Source organism: Streptomyces pseudoechinosporeus (assembly GCF_054783935.1).
Genome location: NZ_BAAGPS010000002.1, coordinates 148,114 through 163,917, shown reverse-complemented (window position 1 = coordinate 163,917; position 15,804 = coordinate 148,114). Strand labels below are relative to the sequence as shown.

Annotated in this window: 12 protein-coding genes and 1 tRNA gene; 4 read left to right on the top strand and 9 right to left on the bottom strand. The window is 68.7% G+C overall.

From position 1 onward, the window contains the following. Positions 1 to 215: 215 nt before the first annotated feature. Positions 216 to 2,948 (top strand): phosphoenolpyruvate carboxylase, encoded by a 2,733-nt coding sequence (ppc, locus tag ACYVO6_RS03165; RefSeq protein ID WP_461056951.1) that lies wholly within the window; start codon positions 216 to 218, stop codon positions 2,946 to 2,948. A 154-nt stretch (positions 2,949 to 3,102) separates the two neighbouring features. Here the strand turns inward: ppc and ACYVO6_RS03160 are convergent, their stop codons facing one another. From ACYVO6_RS03160 to ACYVO6_RS03130, 7 genes are all read right to left on the bottom strand, one after another. Beyond that, positions 3,103 to 3,588, bottom strand: coding sequence for a hypothetical protein (locus tag ACYVO6_RS03160; RefSeq protein ID WP_461056949.1), 486 nt, complete (start codon positions 3,586 to 3,588; stop codon positions 3,103 to 3,105). 65 nt (positions 3,589 to 3,653) lie between these two features. After that, positions 3,654 to 4,256, bottom strand: coding sequence for an aminoacyl-tRNA hydrolase (gene pth, locus ACYVO6_RS03155; RefSeq protein ID WP_461056947.1), 603 nt, complete (start codon positions 4,254 to 4,256; stop codon positions 3,654 to 3,656). 193 nt (positions 4,257 to 4,449) lie between these two features. Further along, a complete protein-coding gene (locus ACYVO6_RS03150) occupies positions 4,450 to 5,040 on the bottom strand; it encodes a 50S ribosomal protein L25/general stress protein Ctc (protein WP_461056945.1) in 591 nt (196 codons plus the stop codon). A 208-nt stretch (positions 5,041 to 5,248) separates the two neighbouring features. Continuing rightward, positions 5,249 to 6,223: a ribose-phosphate diphosphokinase gene (locus tag ACYVO6_RS03145; RefSeq protein WP_461056943.1), complete on the bottom strand. Its 975-nt coding sequence runs from the start codon at positions 6,221 to 6,223 to the stop codon at positions 5,249 to 5,251. Between the two features lie 109 nt (positions 6,224 to 6,332). Further along, complete coding sequence (gene glmU, locus ACYVO6_RS03140; protein ID WP_461056941.1) at positions 6,333 to 7,781, bottom strand: bifunctional UDP-N-acetylglucosamine diphosphorylase/glucosamine-1-phosphate N-acetyltransferase GlmU; 1,449 nt, start codon at positions 7,779 to 7,781, stop codon at positions 6,333 to 6,335. Between the two features lie 136 nt (positions 7,782 to 7,917). Continuing rightward, positions 7,918 to 7,989: transfer RNA gene (locus ACYVO6_RS03135), tRNA-Gln, on the bottom strand. Positions 7,990 to 8,016: 27 nt separating this feature from the next. Further along, positions 8,017 to 8,874 (bottom strand): hypothetical protein, encoded by an 858-nt coding sequence (locus ACYVO6_RS03130; RefSeq protein ID WP_461056939.1) that lies wholly within the window; start codon positions 8,872 to 8,874, stop codon positions 8,017 to 8,019. Between the two features lie 167 nt (positions 8,875 to 9,041). On the opposite strand from ACYVO6_RS03130, the gene ACYVO6_RS03125 reads away from it, so the two are divergent. Next, positions 9,042 to 10,355, top strand: a complete 1,314-nt coding sequence (locus ACYVO6_RS03125) for a sensor histidine kinase (RefSeq protein WP_461056937.1) — start codon at positions 9,042 to 9,044, stop codon at positions 10,353 to 10,355. Positions 10,356 to 10,376: 21 nt separating this feature from the next. On the opposite strand, the gene ACYVO6_RS03120 is transcribed toward ACYVO6_RS03125, so the two are convergent. Together ACYVO6_RS03120 and ACYVO6_RS03115 are read right to left on the bottom strand one after the other, a co-directional pair. Then, a complete protein-coding gene (locus ACYVO6_RS03120; RefSeq protein ID WP_461056935.1) occupies positions 10,377 to 10,874 on the bottom strand; it encodes an SUKH-3 domain-containing protein in 498 nt (165 codons plus the stop codon). Positions 10,875 to 10,943: 69 nt separating this feature from the next. Continuing rightward, positions 10,944 to 11,447, bottom strand: coding sequence for a YwqJ-related putative deaminase (locus tag ACYVO6_RS03115; protein ID WP_461056933.1), 504 nt, complete (start codon positions 11,445 to 11,447; stop codon positions 10,944 to 10,946). Between the two features lie 273 nt (positions 11,448 to 11,720). Between ACYVO6_RS03115 and ACYVO6_RS03110 the strand changes: the two genes are divergently transcribed. Together ACYVO6_RS03110 and ACYVO6_RS03105 are read left to right on the top strand one after the other, a co-directional pair. After that, positions 11,721 to 12,707, top strand: coding sequence for an SMI1/KNR4 family protein (locus ACYVO6_RS03110; RefSeq protein WP_461056931.1), 987 nt, complete (start codon positions 11,721 to 11,723; stop codon positions 12,705 to 12,707). 7 nt (positions 12,708 to 12,714) lie between these two features. Continuing rightward, complete coding sequence (locus ACYVO6_RS03105) at positions 12,715 to 15,783, top strand: SUKH-4 family immunity protein (RefSeq protein WP_461056929.1); 3,069 nt, start codon at positions 12,715 to 12,717, stop codon at positions 15,781 to 15,783. Positions 15,784 to 15,804: the final 21 nt, after the last annotated feature.

Below are 15,804 nucleotides of genomic sequence, written 5' to 3'. Positions count from 1 at the left end.
GTCGTAAGTATGGCAGCGCACAGCCCGGCGGCAAGAGGCCGAGAGACTGCGCCTCCGCATCGAGACCTATCCTGGAATCGGTCGGACAGCGCGGTCCGCTCTGTTTCTTAACTTCCCTGATGCCCTCTTGCTATGCGGCCACCGCCGCCGCAGGCCGACGGGCTCCACCTCAGCCGAGCCTCAGACGTCCTTCACCACTGCAAGGAGCCGCACCTGTGAGCAGTGCCGACGACCAGACCACCACGACCAGCAGTGAGCTGCGCGCCGACATCCGCCGCCTGGGCGACCTGCTGGGCGAGACCCTCGTACGCCAGGAGGGCCCCGAGCTCCTCGAACTGGTCGAAAGGGTGCGCCGCCTCACCCGCGAGAACGGCGAGGCCGCCGCCGAGCTGCTGCGCGGCACGGAACTGGAGACCGCCGCCAAGCTGGTCCGCGCCTTCTCCACGTACTTCCACCTGGCGAACGTCACCGAGCAGGTACACCGAGGCCGCGAGCTGCGCGCCAGGCGGGCCGCCGAGGGCGGACTCCTCGCCCGCACGGCAGACCGCCTCAAGGACGCCGACCCCGAGCACCTGCGCGCGACCGTACGGCACCTGAATGTTCGCCCGGTCTTCACCGCCCACCCGACCGAGGCCGCCCGCCGCTCCGTCCTCAACAAGCTGCGCCGGATCGCCGCCCTGCTGGACACCCCCGTCATCGAAGCGGACCGCCGCCGCTACGACACCCGTCTCGCCGAGAACATCGACCTCGTCTGGCAGACCGACGAACTGCGCGTCGTACGCCCCGAGCCCGCCGACGAGGCCCGCAACGCGATCTACTACCTCGACGAACTGCACGCCGGTGCCGTCGGCGACGTACTCGAGGACCTCACCGCCGAACTGGAACGCGTCGGCGTCGTCCTCCCCGACGACACCCGCCCGCTCACCTTCGGCACCTGGATCGGCGGCGACCGCGACGGCAACCCCAACGTCACCCCCCAGGTCACCTGGGACGTACTGATCCTCCAGCACGAGCACGGCATCAACGACGCCCTGGAGATGATCGACGAACTCCGCGGCTTCCTCTCCAACTCCATCCGCTACTCCGGCGCCACCCAGGAACTGCTGGACTCCCTCCAGGCCGATCTGGCGAACCTCCCCGAGATCAGCCCCCGCTACAAGCGCCTCAACGCCGAGGAGCCCTACCGCCTCAAGGCCACCTGCATCCGGCAGAAGCTGGAGAACACCAAGCAGCGCCTCGCCAAGGGCACCCCGCACGACGAAGGCCGCGACTACCTCGGCACCTCCGAGCTCCTGCACGACCTCACACTGATCCAGACGTCCCTGCGCGAACACCGCGGCGCACTCTTCGCCGACGGCCGCATGAACCGCACCATCCGCACCCTCGCCGCCTTCGGCCTCCAGCTCGCCACCATGGACGTACGGGAACACGCCGACGCCCACCACCACGCGCTCGGCCAGCTCTTCGACCGGCTCGGCGAGGAGTCCTGGCGCTACGAGGACATGCCGCGCGAGTACCGGCACAAGCTGCTCGCCAAGGAACTGCGCTCCCGCAGGCCCCTCGCACCGACTCCGGCCCCCCTGGACGAGGCCGGGCAGAAGACCCTCGGGGTGTTCGAGACGGTCAAGCGGGCCCTCGAGGTCTTCGGGCCCGAGGTGATCGAGTCGTACATCATCTCCATGTGCCAGGGCGCCGACGACGTGTTCGCCGCGGCCGTCCTCGCCCGCGAGGCCGGACTGATGGACCTGCACGCCGGCTGGGCGAAGATCGGCATCGTGCCCCTCCTCGAGACGACGGACGAACTGCGCGCGGCCGACACCATCCTCGAAGGCATGCTCGCCGACCCCTCCTACCGGCGGCTCGTGGCACTCAGGGGTGACGTCCAGGAGGTCATGCTCGGGTACTCCGACTCATCCAAGTTCGGCGGCATCACCACCTCCCAGTGGGAGATCCACCGCGCCCAGCGACGGCTGCGCGACGTCGCCCACCGCTACGGCGTACGCCTCCGCCTCTTCCACGGCCGCGGCGGCACCGTCGGCCGCGGCGGCGGCCCCACGCACGACGCGATCCTCGCCCAGCCCTGGGGCACCCTCGAAGGTGAGATCAAGGTCACCGAACAGGGCGAGGTCATCTCCGACAAGTACCTCATCCCCGCCCTGGCCCGCGAGAACCTGGAACTGTCCGTCGCCGCCACCCTCCAGGCCTCCGCCCTCCACACGGCCCCACGCCAGCCCAGCGAAGCACTGGCCCGCTGGGACGCGGCGATGGACGTCGTCTCCGACGCCGCCCACGCCGCGTACCGCCGCCTGGTCGAGGACCCGGACCTGCCCGCGTACTTCTTCGCCTCCACCCCCGTCGACCAGCTCGCCGACCTGCACCTCGGCTCCCGGCCCTCGCGACGGCCCGACTCCGGCGCGGGCCTCGACGGACTGCGGGCCATCCCGTGGGTGTTCGGCTGGACGCAGTCGCGGCAGATCGTGCCGGGCTGGTTCGGCGTCGGCTCCGGCCTGAAGGCGCTGCGCGAGGCCGGCCTGGACTCCGTCCTGGAGGAGATGCACGAGCAGTGGCACTTCTTCCGCAACTTCGTCTCCAACGTCGAGATGACCCTCGCCAAGACGGACCTGCGGATCGCCCGCCACTACGTAGACACCCTCGTCCCCGACGACCTCAAGCACGTCTTCGAAACGATCGAGACCGAACACGAGCTGACCCTCCGCGAGGTCCTGCGCATCACCGGCGAACAGGAACTCCTGGACGCCCAGCCGGTCCTCAAGCAGACCTTCACCATCCGAGACGCCTACCTGGACCCCATCTCCTACCTCCAGGTAGCCCTCCTGAAGCGCCAACGTGACGCCGCCGCCTCCGGAGCGGCCCCGGACCCGCTCCTGTCACGGGCGCTGCTGCTGACGGTGAACGGCGTGGCGGCGGGGTTGCGCAACACGGGGTGAGGCCACGAACGCCGGACGGGCTGATTTTCAGCCCGTCCGGCGTTTGAGGACGAGGCCGTTCAGGCCGAAAGCGGGGGTCTGGGGGCGCAGCCCCCAGCGGGGTCCAGGGGCGGGCCCCTGATGGGAAGGGTAAGGGCGGCGGGGGCGAAAACCCTCACAGAGCGACAAACGCCGCCGTCAGCAACGTCAACCCCGCCCCACCCAACGCCCACGCAAGCCGTGACAGCCGCAGCCCTCCTGCCACCACCAGCGAAGCAAGAAGCAACGCACCGCCGAGCGGCACCCACGCGTACAGCAGCCCGCCGGGCCCCGTACGGACCACCTCGTCGCTCCCCGGCTTCACCACCACCGCGTACGTCTCGCCCTTCTTCGCCACCACCGTGCTCGAGATCGTGACCCGCTCACGCGCAGTGGACCCCTCCGACACCGGCGCATACGAACCCGTACAGCGATCATCCACGCACCGGGTAACCGTCATCGTGCCCCGCTCACGCCCCTTGGTGAGCATCACATGCTGCGCGGTACCCCACGAGGCCCAGACGCCGGCGATCAGCAGAAGCACCGCGACGGTCCCCATCGCCGCGAGCCGCCCGAACCGCAGCGCAGTACCCGCGCTCGGGCGAGAGGTGAGGGCAGACATGGCGGAGATCCTTGGCCATGGCCCAGCGCTCGGTCAACTCCGACTGGGTCACACCGGGGGACAAGTCAGGAGTTGTACGTACTCTGCGCCCGCTCCAGCCCATCGATCACCAGACACTCCACCGCATCGGTCGCCCGATCCACGAAGTAGTCCAGCTCCTTGCGCTCCGCCGCCGCGAAGTCCTTCAACACGAAATCCGCGACCTGCATACGCCCCGGAGGCCGCCCGATCCCGAACCGCACCCGGTGATAATCCGAACCCATCACCTTCGTCATCGACTTCAGCCCGTTATGACCGTTGTCGCCACCACCCAGCTTCAACCGCAACACGCCATAGTCGATGTCCAACTCATCATGAATGGCAACGATATTCGCGACCGGCACCTTGTAGAAATCCCGCAACGCATTCACCGGACCACCCGACAGATTCATGTACGACATCGGCTTGGCCACCACCACCCGCCGACTCCCCGGCCCCGGCGGCCCAATCCGCCCCTCCACCACCAGAGCCTGCGCCTTCCCGGCCCGCTTGAACTTCCCCCCGACCCGCTCAGCCAGCAGATCAGCCACCATGAACCCCACGTTGTGCCGGTTCATCGCATACTCGGGCCCCGGATTACCCAGCCCCACCACCAACCAGGGGGCGCCGGCGTCGCTCGTCACGTCCATGTCTCCTTCATACGCGAACCAGCCGCCGCTTCCTGCAGGAAGCGGCGGCTGGAACTGCTGTGGGCAAACGTTCCGCAGGGAGATGGGGGTCCCCCCGCTCGAGCGAAGCCGAGAGTGGGGGAGGGTGGGCACAGCCCCAAGCGCCGGGCGCCCTCATGAAGAGCGGTACGGCAAGCCCGGGCTTCCCTGCCGGTCAGGCCTCCGCAGCCGCAGCCTCGCCCTCGCCCTCCTCCGTCGGCTCCTCCGCCTGCGCGGCCAGAACCTGGAGAACAACCGCGTCCTCGTCGATCCCCAGCGTCGTACCCTCCGGCAGCGGGATGTCCTTCGCCAGAATGGAGTCACCGGCCGCCAGGCCCTCGATGGACACGGTCACCGACTCCGGAATGTGCGTCGCCTCAGCCTCGACCGGCAGCGCGTTCAGCACGTGCTCCAGCAGGTAACCACCCGGAGCCAGCTCACCCTCGGTGTGGACGTAGATCTCGACATTGACCTTCTCACCACTGCGCACCAGCAGCAGGTCCACGTGCTCCAGGAAACCCTTGATCGCATCACGCTGAACAGCCTTCGGAATCGCCAGCTGCTTCTTGCCCTCGATCTCAAGGGCAAGAAGAACGTTCGGCGTACGCAGCGCCAGCAGCAGATCGTGACCCGGCAGCGTCACATGAATCGGGTCGCCACCGTGGCCGTACAGCACACCGGGAACCTTGCTCTCACGGCGGATACGACGCGCCGCACCCTTACCGAACTCAGTACGCGTCTCGGCGGCGAGCTTCACCTCGGCCATGCTCATCACTCCTCGTAGATAAGGGGAAACAGAGTCACCCGGCCAAACAACGGCCTGCTACGAAGAGCGCGTCGATTACGGACCGCCGTACCAGCGTCTGACACAACGCCGTACGGCCTCCCTCGCCGAGCAACTGTGACAGCTTACGCGGCGGGAAGGCCGTACCAGAAATCGATCTTCAGACCCGAAACCGGCTACTCAAACCGGCCTAGTGGTCGTCGAACAGGCTCGTCACCGAACCGTCCTCGAACACCTCACGCACCGCACTCGCGATCGTCGGCGCGATCGACAACACCGTGATCTTGTCGAGCTGCAACTCACCCGGCGTCGGCAGCGTGTTCGTGAAGACGAACTCACTGACCTTCGAGTTCTTCAGACGATCCCCCGCCGGACCCGACAACACCCCATGCGTCGCCGTCACGATCACATCCTCCGCACCATGCGCGAACAACGCGTCCGCCGCAGCGCAGATCGTGCCACCCGTGTCGATCATGTCGTCGACGAGCACACACACCCGGCCCTCGACATCACCGACCACCTCATGCACCGTGACCTGATTCGCCACATCCTTGTCACGACGCTTGTGCACAATCGCCAGCGGAGCACCCAGACGGTCACACCAGCGATCCGCCACCCGCACCCGGCCCGCATCCGGCGAAACCACCGTCAGCTTCGCGCGATCCACCTTCTTGCCCACATAGTCCGCGAGCAGCGGCAACGCGAACAGATGATCCACCGGACCGTCGAAGAAACCCTGAATCTGGTCCGTGTGCAGATCGACCGTCAGGATCCGGTCGGCACCGGCCGTCGCCATCAGGTCCGCGACCAAACGCGCCGAAATCGGTTCACGTCCCCGGTGCTTCTTGTCCTGACGGGCGTAACCATAGAACGGCACAATCACCGTGATGCTCCGAGCAGAAGCCCGCTTCAGCGCATCAATCATGATCAACTGCTCCATGATCCACTGATTGATCGGAGCCGTATGGCTCTGAACCACAAAGCAGTCCGCACCACGCGCCGACTCCTCGTAACGGACATAAATCTCACCGTTCGCGAAGTCAAAGGCCTTCGTCGGGACAACCCCGACACCCAACTGCTCGGCGACCTCCTCGGCAAGCTCGGGGTGGGCGCGGCCGGAGAAGAACATCAACTTCTTCTCGCCGGTCGTCTTGATCCCGGTCACAGCACTGTCTCCTCAGAGGTGTCTCAGCCGGTCGTCAAACAATGACCACAGCTGGGTATGCGGATGTGCACCTATCACGGTACGCCGTCACCGACGCGCCGAATTCCGGTCAGCTTCCACCCTCAGCCTCCCGAGAAGCCGCCTCCGCCGCCTTCGCAGCTGCGCTCCCCGGACGCTTCCGAGCCACCCAACCCTCAATATTCCGCTGCTGACCACGGGCCACAGCCAACGAACCCGGCGGCACATCCTTCGTGATCACCGAACCCGCCGCCGTGTACGCACCATCCCCAACCGTGACAGGCGCCACAAACATGTTGTCCGAACCCGTCTTGCAATGTGAACCCACCGTCGTGTGGTGCTTGGCCTCACCGTCGTAGTTCACGAACACACTCGCCGCACCGATATTGGAGTACTCACCGATCGTCGCATCACCCACGTAGGAGAGATGCGGAACCTTCGTCCCCTCACCGATCGACGCGTTCTTCGTCTCGACGTACGTACCCACCTTGGCCTTCAGCCCCAGCCGCGTACCCGGACGCAGATAGGCGTACGGCCCGACATTCGCCTCCGGCCCCACCTCGGCACCCTCAGCCACCGTATTGTCCACCCGCGCACCCGCACCGACCGTCGTGTCCCTGAGACGACAGTTGGGACCGACCTCAGCGCCCTCGCCCAGATGCGTGGCGCCATGGAGCTGCGTGCCCGGATGCACGATCGCGTCCTGCTCGAAGGTCACGGTCACATCGACCCAGGTCGTCGCGGGGTCCACGACGGTCACGCCGGCCAGCATCGCGCGGGTCAGCAGACGGTCGTTGAGGATACGGCGGGCCTCGGCGAGCTGGACACGGTTGTTGATCCCGGCGATCTCACGATGGTCACCGGCGACGGAAGCGCCGACACGGTGACCGGCCTCGCGCAGAATCCCGAGAACGTCGGTCAGATACTCCTCGCCCTGACTGTTGTCCGTACGGACCTTCCCGAGCGCGTCCGCGAGAAGCTGCCCGTCGAACGCGAACACCCCGGAGTTGATCTCACGGATCGCCAGCTGTGACTCGCTCGCGTCCTTGTGCTCGACGATCGCGGTCACGGCCCCCGAGGCACCGTCACGCACGATCCGTCCGTACCCGGTGGCGTCCGGAACCTCGGCGGTCAGCACGGTCACGGCATTCCCGTCGGCGGTGTGGGTCGCGGCGAGCTTCTGGAGGGTCTCGCCGCTGAGCAGGGGAGTATCACCGCAGACGACGACCACGGTCCCGTCGACGCCGCCGCCCAACTCCTCCAGCCCCATCCGCACCGCATGCCCGGTCCCGTTCTGCTCGGCCTGCACAGCCGTACGTACGCCCGGATCGATCTCGGCAAGATGCGCGGCCACCTTCTCCCGCGCATGCCCCACCACGACAACCAACTGCTCAGGCTCCAACTCCCGCGCGGCGGCAAGCACATGCCCCACAAGGGAACGGCCACAGATGTCGTGCAGGACCTTCGGTGTGGCCGACTTCATACGGGTGCCCTCACCCGCTGCAAGAACGACTACGGCTGCCGGGCGAATGGCGCTCACGGGTTTTGCCCTTCGGCTTCGATGACTGCGATGTCTTTGGGGTGCGGACATCGGCAGGATACCGGGGCGTTGTGCGGGGGAAATGTGAGCGGGGCCTGACCCCGTCTTCTTGGGGCAGGCCCCGAACCGAGAAGGGCTCCCCCGCCAGGACTCGAACCCGGACAGATGGCACCAAAAGCCACAGTGCTGCCAATTACACCACGGGGGAATAAAGTCGACCAAACCGGACATTCGGCTAGGTCGCCGTGTAGGCATCCAACACTATGCCGTACCAGGCGCCTTCCACGCGACGATACAACTCGGCGCTCTTGGCGACGTAGATGACCAAGCAGCCGCGGTAAGCGTCGTTCGTGTTCTTGCGGACAGTTCGAGGGTTGTGCTTCTTCAGGGTGGCTCGGCTGAACACGGACACGTCGACGCCCACGATGTCGGCCCAGTACTTCTCGGCGGCTTCCACGTCGGCGGTTTCGTGAATGCTGACCCGAAGGGTCAAGCGATCCCGCGACACTTCGAGCAACTCCAGCCAGCGTAGGAAAAGCTTGATCATGTTGGGGTCGCTGTTGATGAACTGCAGGACCTCAGCGCGCCGGTACGGCTTGTCCTTGGAGCCCTCGGCCCAGTACAAGCCGACGCCGAGGAGGAACAGCTCGCGGTCGGAGAGCTCGCCGACCGCCGCGGCTGCCGCCCGCTTGGTTTCCTCGCGCTCGCGGTCCTGGGTGGCACGCAGCCGTGCGAGCCCCGCGTTCATGCGTGCTCGCTGTTCCTCCGGCGTGCACTTGGGTTCCGGGTGTGGAAGATCCCGTACCCACAGCGAGACCGAGCTCTTCGAGCAGCCCAGCTCGGCCTGGATCTGGTTGTACGTCCAGCCCTGGAGTCGTAGCTGCCGGGCCTTCTCGCGGAGGTCGTCCTTGGCCCTGGGGCGCTTCGTCCATTCCGGAGGTGGTTCGCCCTCTACGAGGCGCTGGAGGGTCTCCTTGTTGTGAACCTGAAGCTCGTCCCCGATCTGCCGAAGGCTGTAGCCCTCGCGCCGCAGGGCGATCGCCTGCTCCCGCAGCCCCTCGAAGTCGGCGTACTTGCCGTATACGTGTGCCATGGGCATACCCTCAGGCCCGAATAAGGGCGTCCGGCCCGAAATCGTGTTCGGTTCACCAGTTCGAGGGATTTCTGCCGTTTTTGCTCCTGTTCGATTGCGGCGTGTGGTGTAGGCCAGTGCGGGAAAGTCACCGGAAAAGGTGGGGTGGGCGAACGTAGGCTGGAGGTATGACCACGACGGGGGAAGACCACAGCGCGGCCGGGACGGGGCCGTGGTGGTGGGTGCGGTGGCGGAGTGCGTGGCTTGATGGTGGGCTCGCGTTGGTGTCCGCTGTCGAGTGCGCTTTCGAGGGGGTTCCGTTCGCGCGGGATGCGGGGTTGCCGGAGCCGGCGGGGATCGTTTTCGGGGTGTTGGCGGGGGCCGTACTGCTGTTTCGGCGTAGGTGGCCGATTGCTGTCGTTCTTGTCTCGATCGCGATCACGCCTGCCGCGATGGGTTTTCTGATGGGGGTCGTCGGGCTCTACACGCTGGCGGCGTCGGAGTTGCCGCGGCGGATCATCGGGGCGTTGGCGTCGATGTCGATGGTCGGGGTGCTGATCGTCGCGTATGTGCGGGCGCATCAGGGTGTCGTACGCGGTGATGTGGAGTTCGGTGAGTGGGCTGTGCCGTTCTTGTCACTGACGACTTCGCTGGGGCTGACCGCGCCGCCGATTCTTCTTGGTTTGTATGTGGGTGCGCGGCGTCGGCTGATGGAGAGCTTGCGGGAGCGGGCCGACTCGCTGGAGCGGGAGTTGCAGCTGCTGGCCGAGCGCGCCGAGGAGCGGGCCGAGTGGGCGCGGAACGAGGAGCGGACGCGGATCGCCCGTGAGATGCACGACGTGGTCGCGCATCGGGTGAGTCTGATGGTTGTGCATGCGGCGGCGCTTCAGGCTGTTGCCCGGAAGGATCCGGAGAAGGCGGTCAGGAACGCGGCGCTGGTGGGGGACATGGGCCGGCAGGCGCTGACGGAGTTGCGGGAGATGCTGGGTGTGTTGCGTACGGGGGATGGTTTGTCGCCTCGGACGCAGCCGGTGCCGCTTGCGGCGGTGGGTGCGGCGGCTGCCGCGGCGGCGTCCCGGGCTGTCGATGACGAGGGTGGCGACGGGCCTTGTCTGGCCGATCTCGATGAGTTGTTGGGGCAGTCGGCGGCTGCTGGTATGACCGTGGATCTGTCGGTCGACGGTGATATCCGTGCGTATGCGCCGGAGGTGGAGCAGACCGCGTACCGCGTGGTGCAGGAGGCGTTGACGAACGTCCACAAGCATGCGGCGGGTGCGAAGACGCATGTGCGGTTGGCGCATCGTTCGGCGGAGATCGCGATGCAGGTGGAGAACGAGCCTCCGCCGGAGCCGGAGGCGGCTTCGGATGCGCGTCTGCCGAGTGGGGGGAACGGTTTGGTGGGTATGAAGGAGCGGGTTGCCGCGCTGGGTGGGGTGTTCGTGTCGGGGCCGACGGATGCAGGTGGGTTCCGGGTGTCCGCGGTGATTCCGGCGGAGGGCTGAGAGCCCCGGAACCAAGCAGGTTCAGCCGGTTGTCAGGCGTACCGGCTCGATGCCCGAGAGGAGTCCCGTCAGGGCTTGGTCGACGTCGGGTCCCAGGTACCAGTCGCCGGTGTGGTCGAGTGTGTATACGCGTCCCTCGGCGTCGATCGTGAGCAGTGCGCGGCTCTCGGATTCCTCGCCAAGTGGGCAGACCTCGGTGTCCAGGGCGCGGCCGAGGTCGGCGAGGGTGCGGGCCATGTGGAGGCCGTGCAGTGGGTCGAGGTGGAGGGGGGAGGGGGCGACCTGTCGGCCGGGTCCGGAGACGGGTACGTGGAGTCCGCCGAATTCCGCCCATGCTTCGACGGCTGCGGGGAACACGGCGTGCCGGTGTCCGGCCGGGGATTCGTGGTTGCGCAGGGCGTCGGCCCAGTACTCGGCCTGTTTTATGTCCCAGCGGCCCGGCTGCCATCCGGCGGCGCGCAGTGCGTGGTCGACGGGTGCGGGGAAGCGGGTCGTGGCGGTGGTGCGGTCGGCGTGCATGGGTCCTACGTTCGTCTGTGCGGCGTTCCTGTTGGTGTCTTTGAGATACGTGCGTATGTGTGGGAAGGCTCACGCTTCCGGTGTCGTCGGGTCGACGATGCGTACGCCGAAGTGGGCGCTGAGGGCGGTGCAGGAGCGGCAGGGTGCGGCGAAGTTGCCGTGCAGGGGGTCGCCGTCCTCGCGGATGTAGCGGGCGGTGAGTTTGGCGTTCTTGAGGGTTTTGCGGGCTTCGCTGTTGGTCATGGGTTTGCGGGCGGCGCGTTTGGAGCGGGCTGTGTCGGCTGCGCTGAGGTGTCGGGAGATGAGGATGGTCTCGGCGCATCGGCCGGTGAAGCGGTCGCGTTGGGCGCTGGTGAGGGTGTCGAGGAAGTCTCGTACGAGTGGGTGGAGTTCGGGGAGTTGGTCGCCGCGTGCGGCGGTGCCGGTGAGGGTGGTGCCGCGTACGGAGAGGGCGGCTGCGATGGTGGGGAGTATGCCGTCGCGGCGGTGGTGGAGGGTGGGTGCGTGGGGTCTTTCGGTGTTGCTCCAGCCGACCCGTGGGTCACCGGATGTGCCCGTCTGTGTGGCGTTCATGATCTTGTTTCCTCCCCATCCCCGCGGTGTGGCTGCTGTTGTCGCAGCCCCCGGGTGCGGGGACAGAGTGCCAAACTCCGTGGCTGGTGTGGAAGCCGAGGCCATGCGACACGCCTGTTCTTCGTCGCACGGTCACGGCGGGGTGACGGCAGGTCACGGAACCGCTGGGCCCGTCGGCCGGTGCGGAACCGGAGGCCCGGTGACCGGTGTCGTACAACCGCATAGGCTGTCGACGTCCGCGATCCAATCAGAACGCCGCAGGGGGCAACCGCCATGACGACAGGTCGGCTCGGGCAGCAAGCCGCGCCGCCGAACGCGGCTTATGCCGGGCAGGTCGTACATTTTCCGGATCCGGTCCGGGCCGCTCGTCATCCCAGAGGTGTACGGGTCGATGAGTACGGCTATCCCGACTTCTCGGTCTATGCGCGTGCCGCGGCGGAGATCGCCGAGCCGCCCGAGGGCTTCGGTGTCGATGAGCTGCGGCTGACGGACTATGTGTCGGCGAACGCGGCTTTGGCGGCTACGGGGCACGACTTGTGGGACACGATCCCGGCGGTGGCGACTCCGCACGGCTGGACCTGGCATCACGTGCCGGGTTTGCGGCGGCTTGAGTTGGTGCCGGTCGAGGTGAAGGCTTTGCTGCGGCATCATGGCGGGCTGGCGACGGCGGCCGTCGACCAGAGCAAGAGGGGTACGCGGCCGTTGCAGGAGACGCGGCCGGTGCATTTCGGGCTGCCGAAGACGTCGGTCGCGGTGAGCGAGCAGGAGGTGCAGGGCGTCGAGGAGGATCTGGGGTATCGGCTTCCGGGTGCTTATCGGTCGTTCCTGAAGGCGGCGGGTGGTTGTGCTCCGGTGGGGGCGGCGCTGGACGCCGAGTTGGGTCTGCTGGTGGACCAGCCGTTCTTCACGGTGCGCGACGAGGCGGCTGTCAACGATCTCGTGTACGTCAACAAGTGTCTGCGTGACCATCTCACCAAGGATTATCTGGGCGTCGGTTTTGTCCAGGGCGGGCTGCTTGCGGTGAAGGTGAAGGGTGAGCGGGTCGGGTCGGTGTGGTTCTGCGCGTTCGACGACGCGCGTGACCAGGACGCGTGGCCGCCGCCGGAGCGGGTGCAGCGGCTGTTGCTGCCCTGTGGTGACGACTTCGACCAGTTCCTGGGCCGGCTGGCGGGTAATCCGCCGGAGCTGGAGACCGTGGCGAACCTGATGGTGGACGGCGGCTTCGCGCGTGCCGTGTCCGTCTCTTCGGTGGGGGAGTGAGCGTCCGATGGTGACCTTCGCGCAGGCGCAGGAGCGCGCGGAAGAGTGGATCAACGGTGATGTGGCCTCGTATCAGCATCGTGAGGTGCGGGTGCGGGAGTTCGAGCTCGGTTTCGTGGTCTGGGCGGAGGACCGGGCCGAGGGGCCGCGCTCCGACGGTGGTGCGCAGCGGCTGGTGATCGCGCGGGACAGCGGGGAGGCCACGTTGTGGCCCTCGCTGCCGGTGGGTGAGGTGATTCGCCGGTACGAGGAGGAGTATGGGCTGCCGGATGCGGCACCCGAACCGGCGCCGGCGCCTCCGGCGCGGGTGGATCTGAACCAGACGTCGTTCCTGCTGACTCCTCCGGAGTGGTTGCAGGAGGCGGCGGACCGGATGGGGATTCCGGATCGGCGGGGAGGGTCGGGGGCGGGTTCGCCTTCGGGTTCCGCCGGTTCGTCCCGTTCGCCGTCCGGTTCGTCCGGTTCGTCCTCGGGCTCCCCCGGTTCATCCGGTTCGTCGTCGGGTTCGTCCGATGGGGCGGGGGCTCGTCCGGCTGTTGCCTCTGCTGACGCCGGGTTCGCCAACGGGGCGTCGGGGGGCGGGAGTTCGCGGCCCGGGATGTCGCCGGGCGGGTCCTCGGCTCCCGGGGGTGCTCCGTCGTGGCCGGCCGCCGGGGGCGGGTCCGAGTCGGGTTCCGGTGATGGTCCCGGTACGCCTTCCGAGGCGACCCCGTGGGCCGGGACCGACACCAACGCCGATGCGGGCGAGGACCGTTCGGTGCCGCTGCCCGCGACGGTGTTCGCACCGCCGCTGAGCGACGCCGACGACGGCAGTACGCCGCCGCCCACGCCACCGGACGCCAAGACCTCCCTGATGCAGGGCGGCAGCCAGCTTCCGCGCACGGCGGTGACCCCGGCGGTCGACGACGACCGGGGGCCGGGCGCGGCTCCGGGTACGCCGCCGCCTGGCGCGCATGGTGCGCCGGGTACGCCGCCGCCTGGTTCGTCGTACGGGTACCCGCAAGGCCCTGGTTCGCAGGGAGCCCCGCCTCCGGGTGCGCCCGGCACTCCGCCGGCCGGTTCCTCGTACGGATATCCGCAGGCGCCCGGTGCCGCTCCGGGCACGCCGCCGCCCGCCGGACCAAATGCGCCGCAGCCGCCCGCCAGGCCCAACCCGCCGCAGCCGCCCGCTGGTTCGGGTGGGCCGGGGCGGCCGTTGGCGCCCCATGCCGGTGACATCGCCGACGCCGCGACCAGCAAGGCGCAGTCGCCGCCGCGCGGGGCGCGTGGCGGTGGCGCGAGTACGCCGCCTCCGCCGGGTGCGCCTGGGACGCCGGGGGCGCGGCCGGGGGGTACGCCTCCGCCGTCCGGGCCCGGTGCGCCGGGTGCCTCGGGGGGCGGTGGGTATGTGCCCACGCAGCTCGTGTCGCAGCTCGGTGCTGACGGGCCCGAGGGGCCGAGGGTGCCTGGTCAGCCGGGTTCGCCCGGAGGACCTGGTGCGCCGCAGCCGCCCGGTGCTCCCAATCCTCCGAGCGGTACGCCCTCGGGTGGCGTCCATCACGCGGCCACCGTGTTCGCCGACCCGAACCAGCCCGGCGGCAGTTTGGGTGGCAGTTCCGGTGGCCCCAAGCCGCCGGGCCCGCCCGGTGCCCCCGGCCAGCCCGGCGCGCCGGGTACGCCTCCGCCGGGTGCGCCGCAGCCTCCGGGTGCCCCGGGCGCTCCGGGTACGCCGCCCGGTGGCGTCCACCACGCGGCGACCATGTTCGCCGGGTCCGGCCCCGGTGGCGCTTCCCGTCCTGGTGCGCCGCAGCCGCCTGGCGCTCCGGGTGCCCCTGGTCAGCCCGGTCAGCCTGGAGGTTCAGGCGCTCCGAACCCTCCGAGTGGTACGCCCTCCGGTGGCGTCCACCACGCCCAGACGGTGCTGTCCGGCCCTGGTCCCGCGGGCCCGAGTACGCCCCCGCCGCCGCACGCTCCCGGGATGCCGCCGGGCGCGCCTCAGCAGCCGATGCCAGGCCAGCCCATGCCGGGCCAGCCCCCCATGCCGGGCCCGGGCGGCGGACCGACCCCCGGCCAGCCCATGCCCGGCCAGCAGCCCCCGGCGTACGGCTACCCCCAGCAGGGCCAGCCGACCGTCGGCCCCGGCTATCAGGCCGTACTCCGCTACCGCGCGCAGGACGGCTCCGAGCAGCAGCTCATCCGCCGTTCCGCGCCGGGCACCCCGCACCCGGAGTGGCAGATCCTGCACGAACTGCGTGCGATGAACGTGCCCCCGCAGCAGGTCCTTGAGCTCCACACGGAGCTGGAGTCCTGCGAGCTGCCGGGCGCGTACTGTGCGCGGATGATCCGCGAGAGCTGGCCGCAGGCGCGGATCACCAGCATCGCCCCGTACGGCACGGACCACGCGAGCCGTCAGCAGGGCATGGCCCAACTCCTCGCGCACCAGGGCGAGTTGCACCAGGTCGCGGACGGCCCCGCCCGGCCGGCACCGGTGCGCGCGCCGCTGCCGCCGGTGCAGCCCTCGCCGCCGATTCCGCCGGAGAACATCGGTCAGGAGCTGGCGGCGGCGTTCGGACCGGGGATCTTCCGGTTCGACCAGGCGGCGGTGTCCCGGCAGGGCGTACCCCCGATCGTGGCGCACACCCTGGTCGTGGCCGGGCTGCCCATGGACATGAACCCGTTCTTCTGGGCCCAGGCCCAGCCGGGCCGCCCGGTGCCCACGCTCGCCGAACTGGCCCAGGAACGCGGGGTGCAGCCGGCCTCGGACGCGGGCTCGTACCTCGTCATGGGCAGCGACTTCGGCAAGGCGATCTGCGTCCAGTACGGCACGGCGAACATCGTGGCCGTACCGGTCGAGGCGGGTCCGGGCGGCGCACCCGTACCGCCGCAGTTCGTGAACACGGGGCTGCCGGAGTTCGCGCGGAGCCTGGCGTTGCTGGGCCGTATGTGGCGGCTTCGCTTCGGCCTGAACCAGGAGCAGGCGGGCCGCTGGACCGTCGACTTCCAGGCGGCGCTCGCCGCCCTCGACCCGGCGGCGCTCGGTTCGCCGGAGAGCTGGTGGTCGGTGCTGCTGGAACAGATGTGGGACGGCTTGCTCTGACGTCACCTTCTGTGAAGGGGC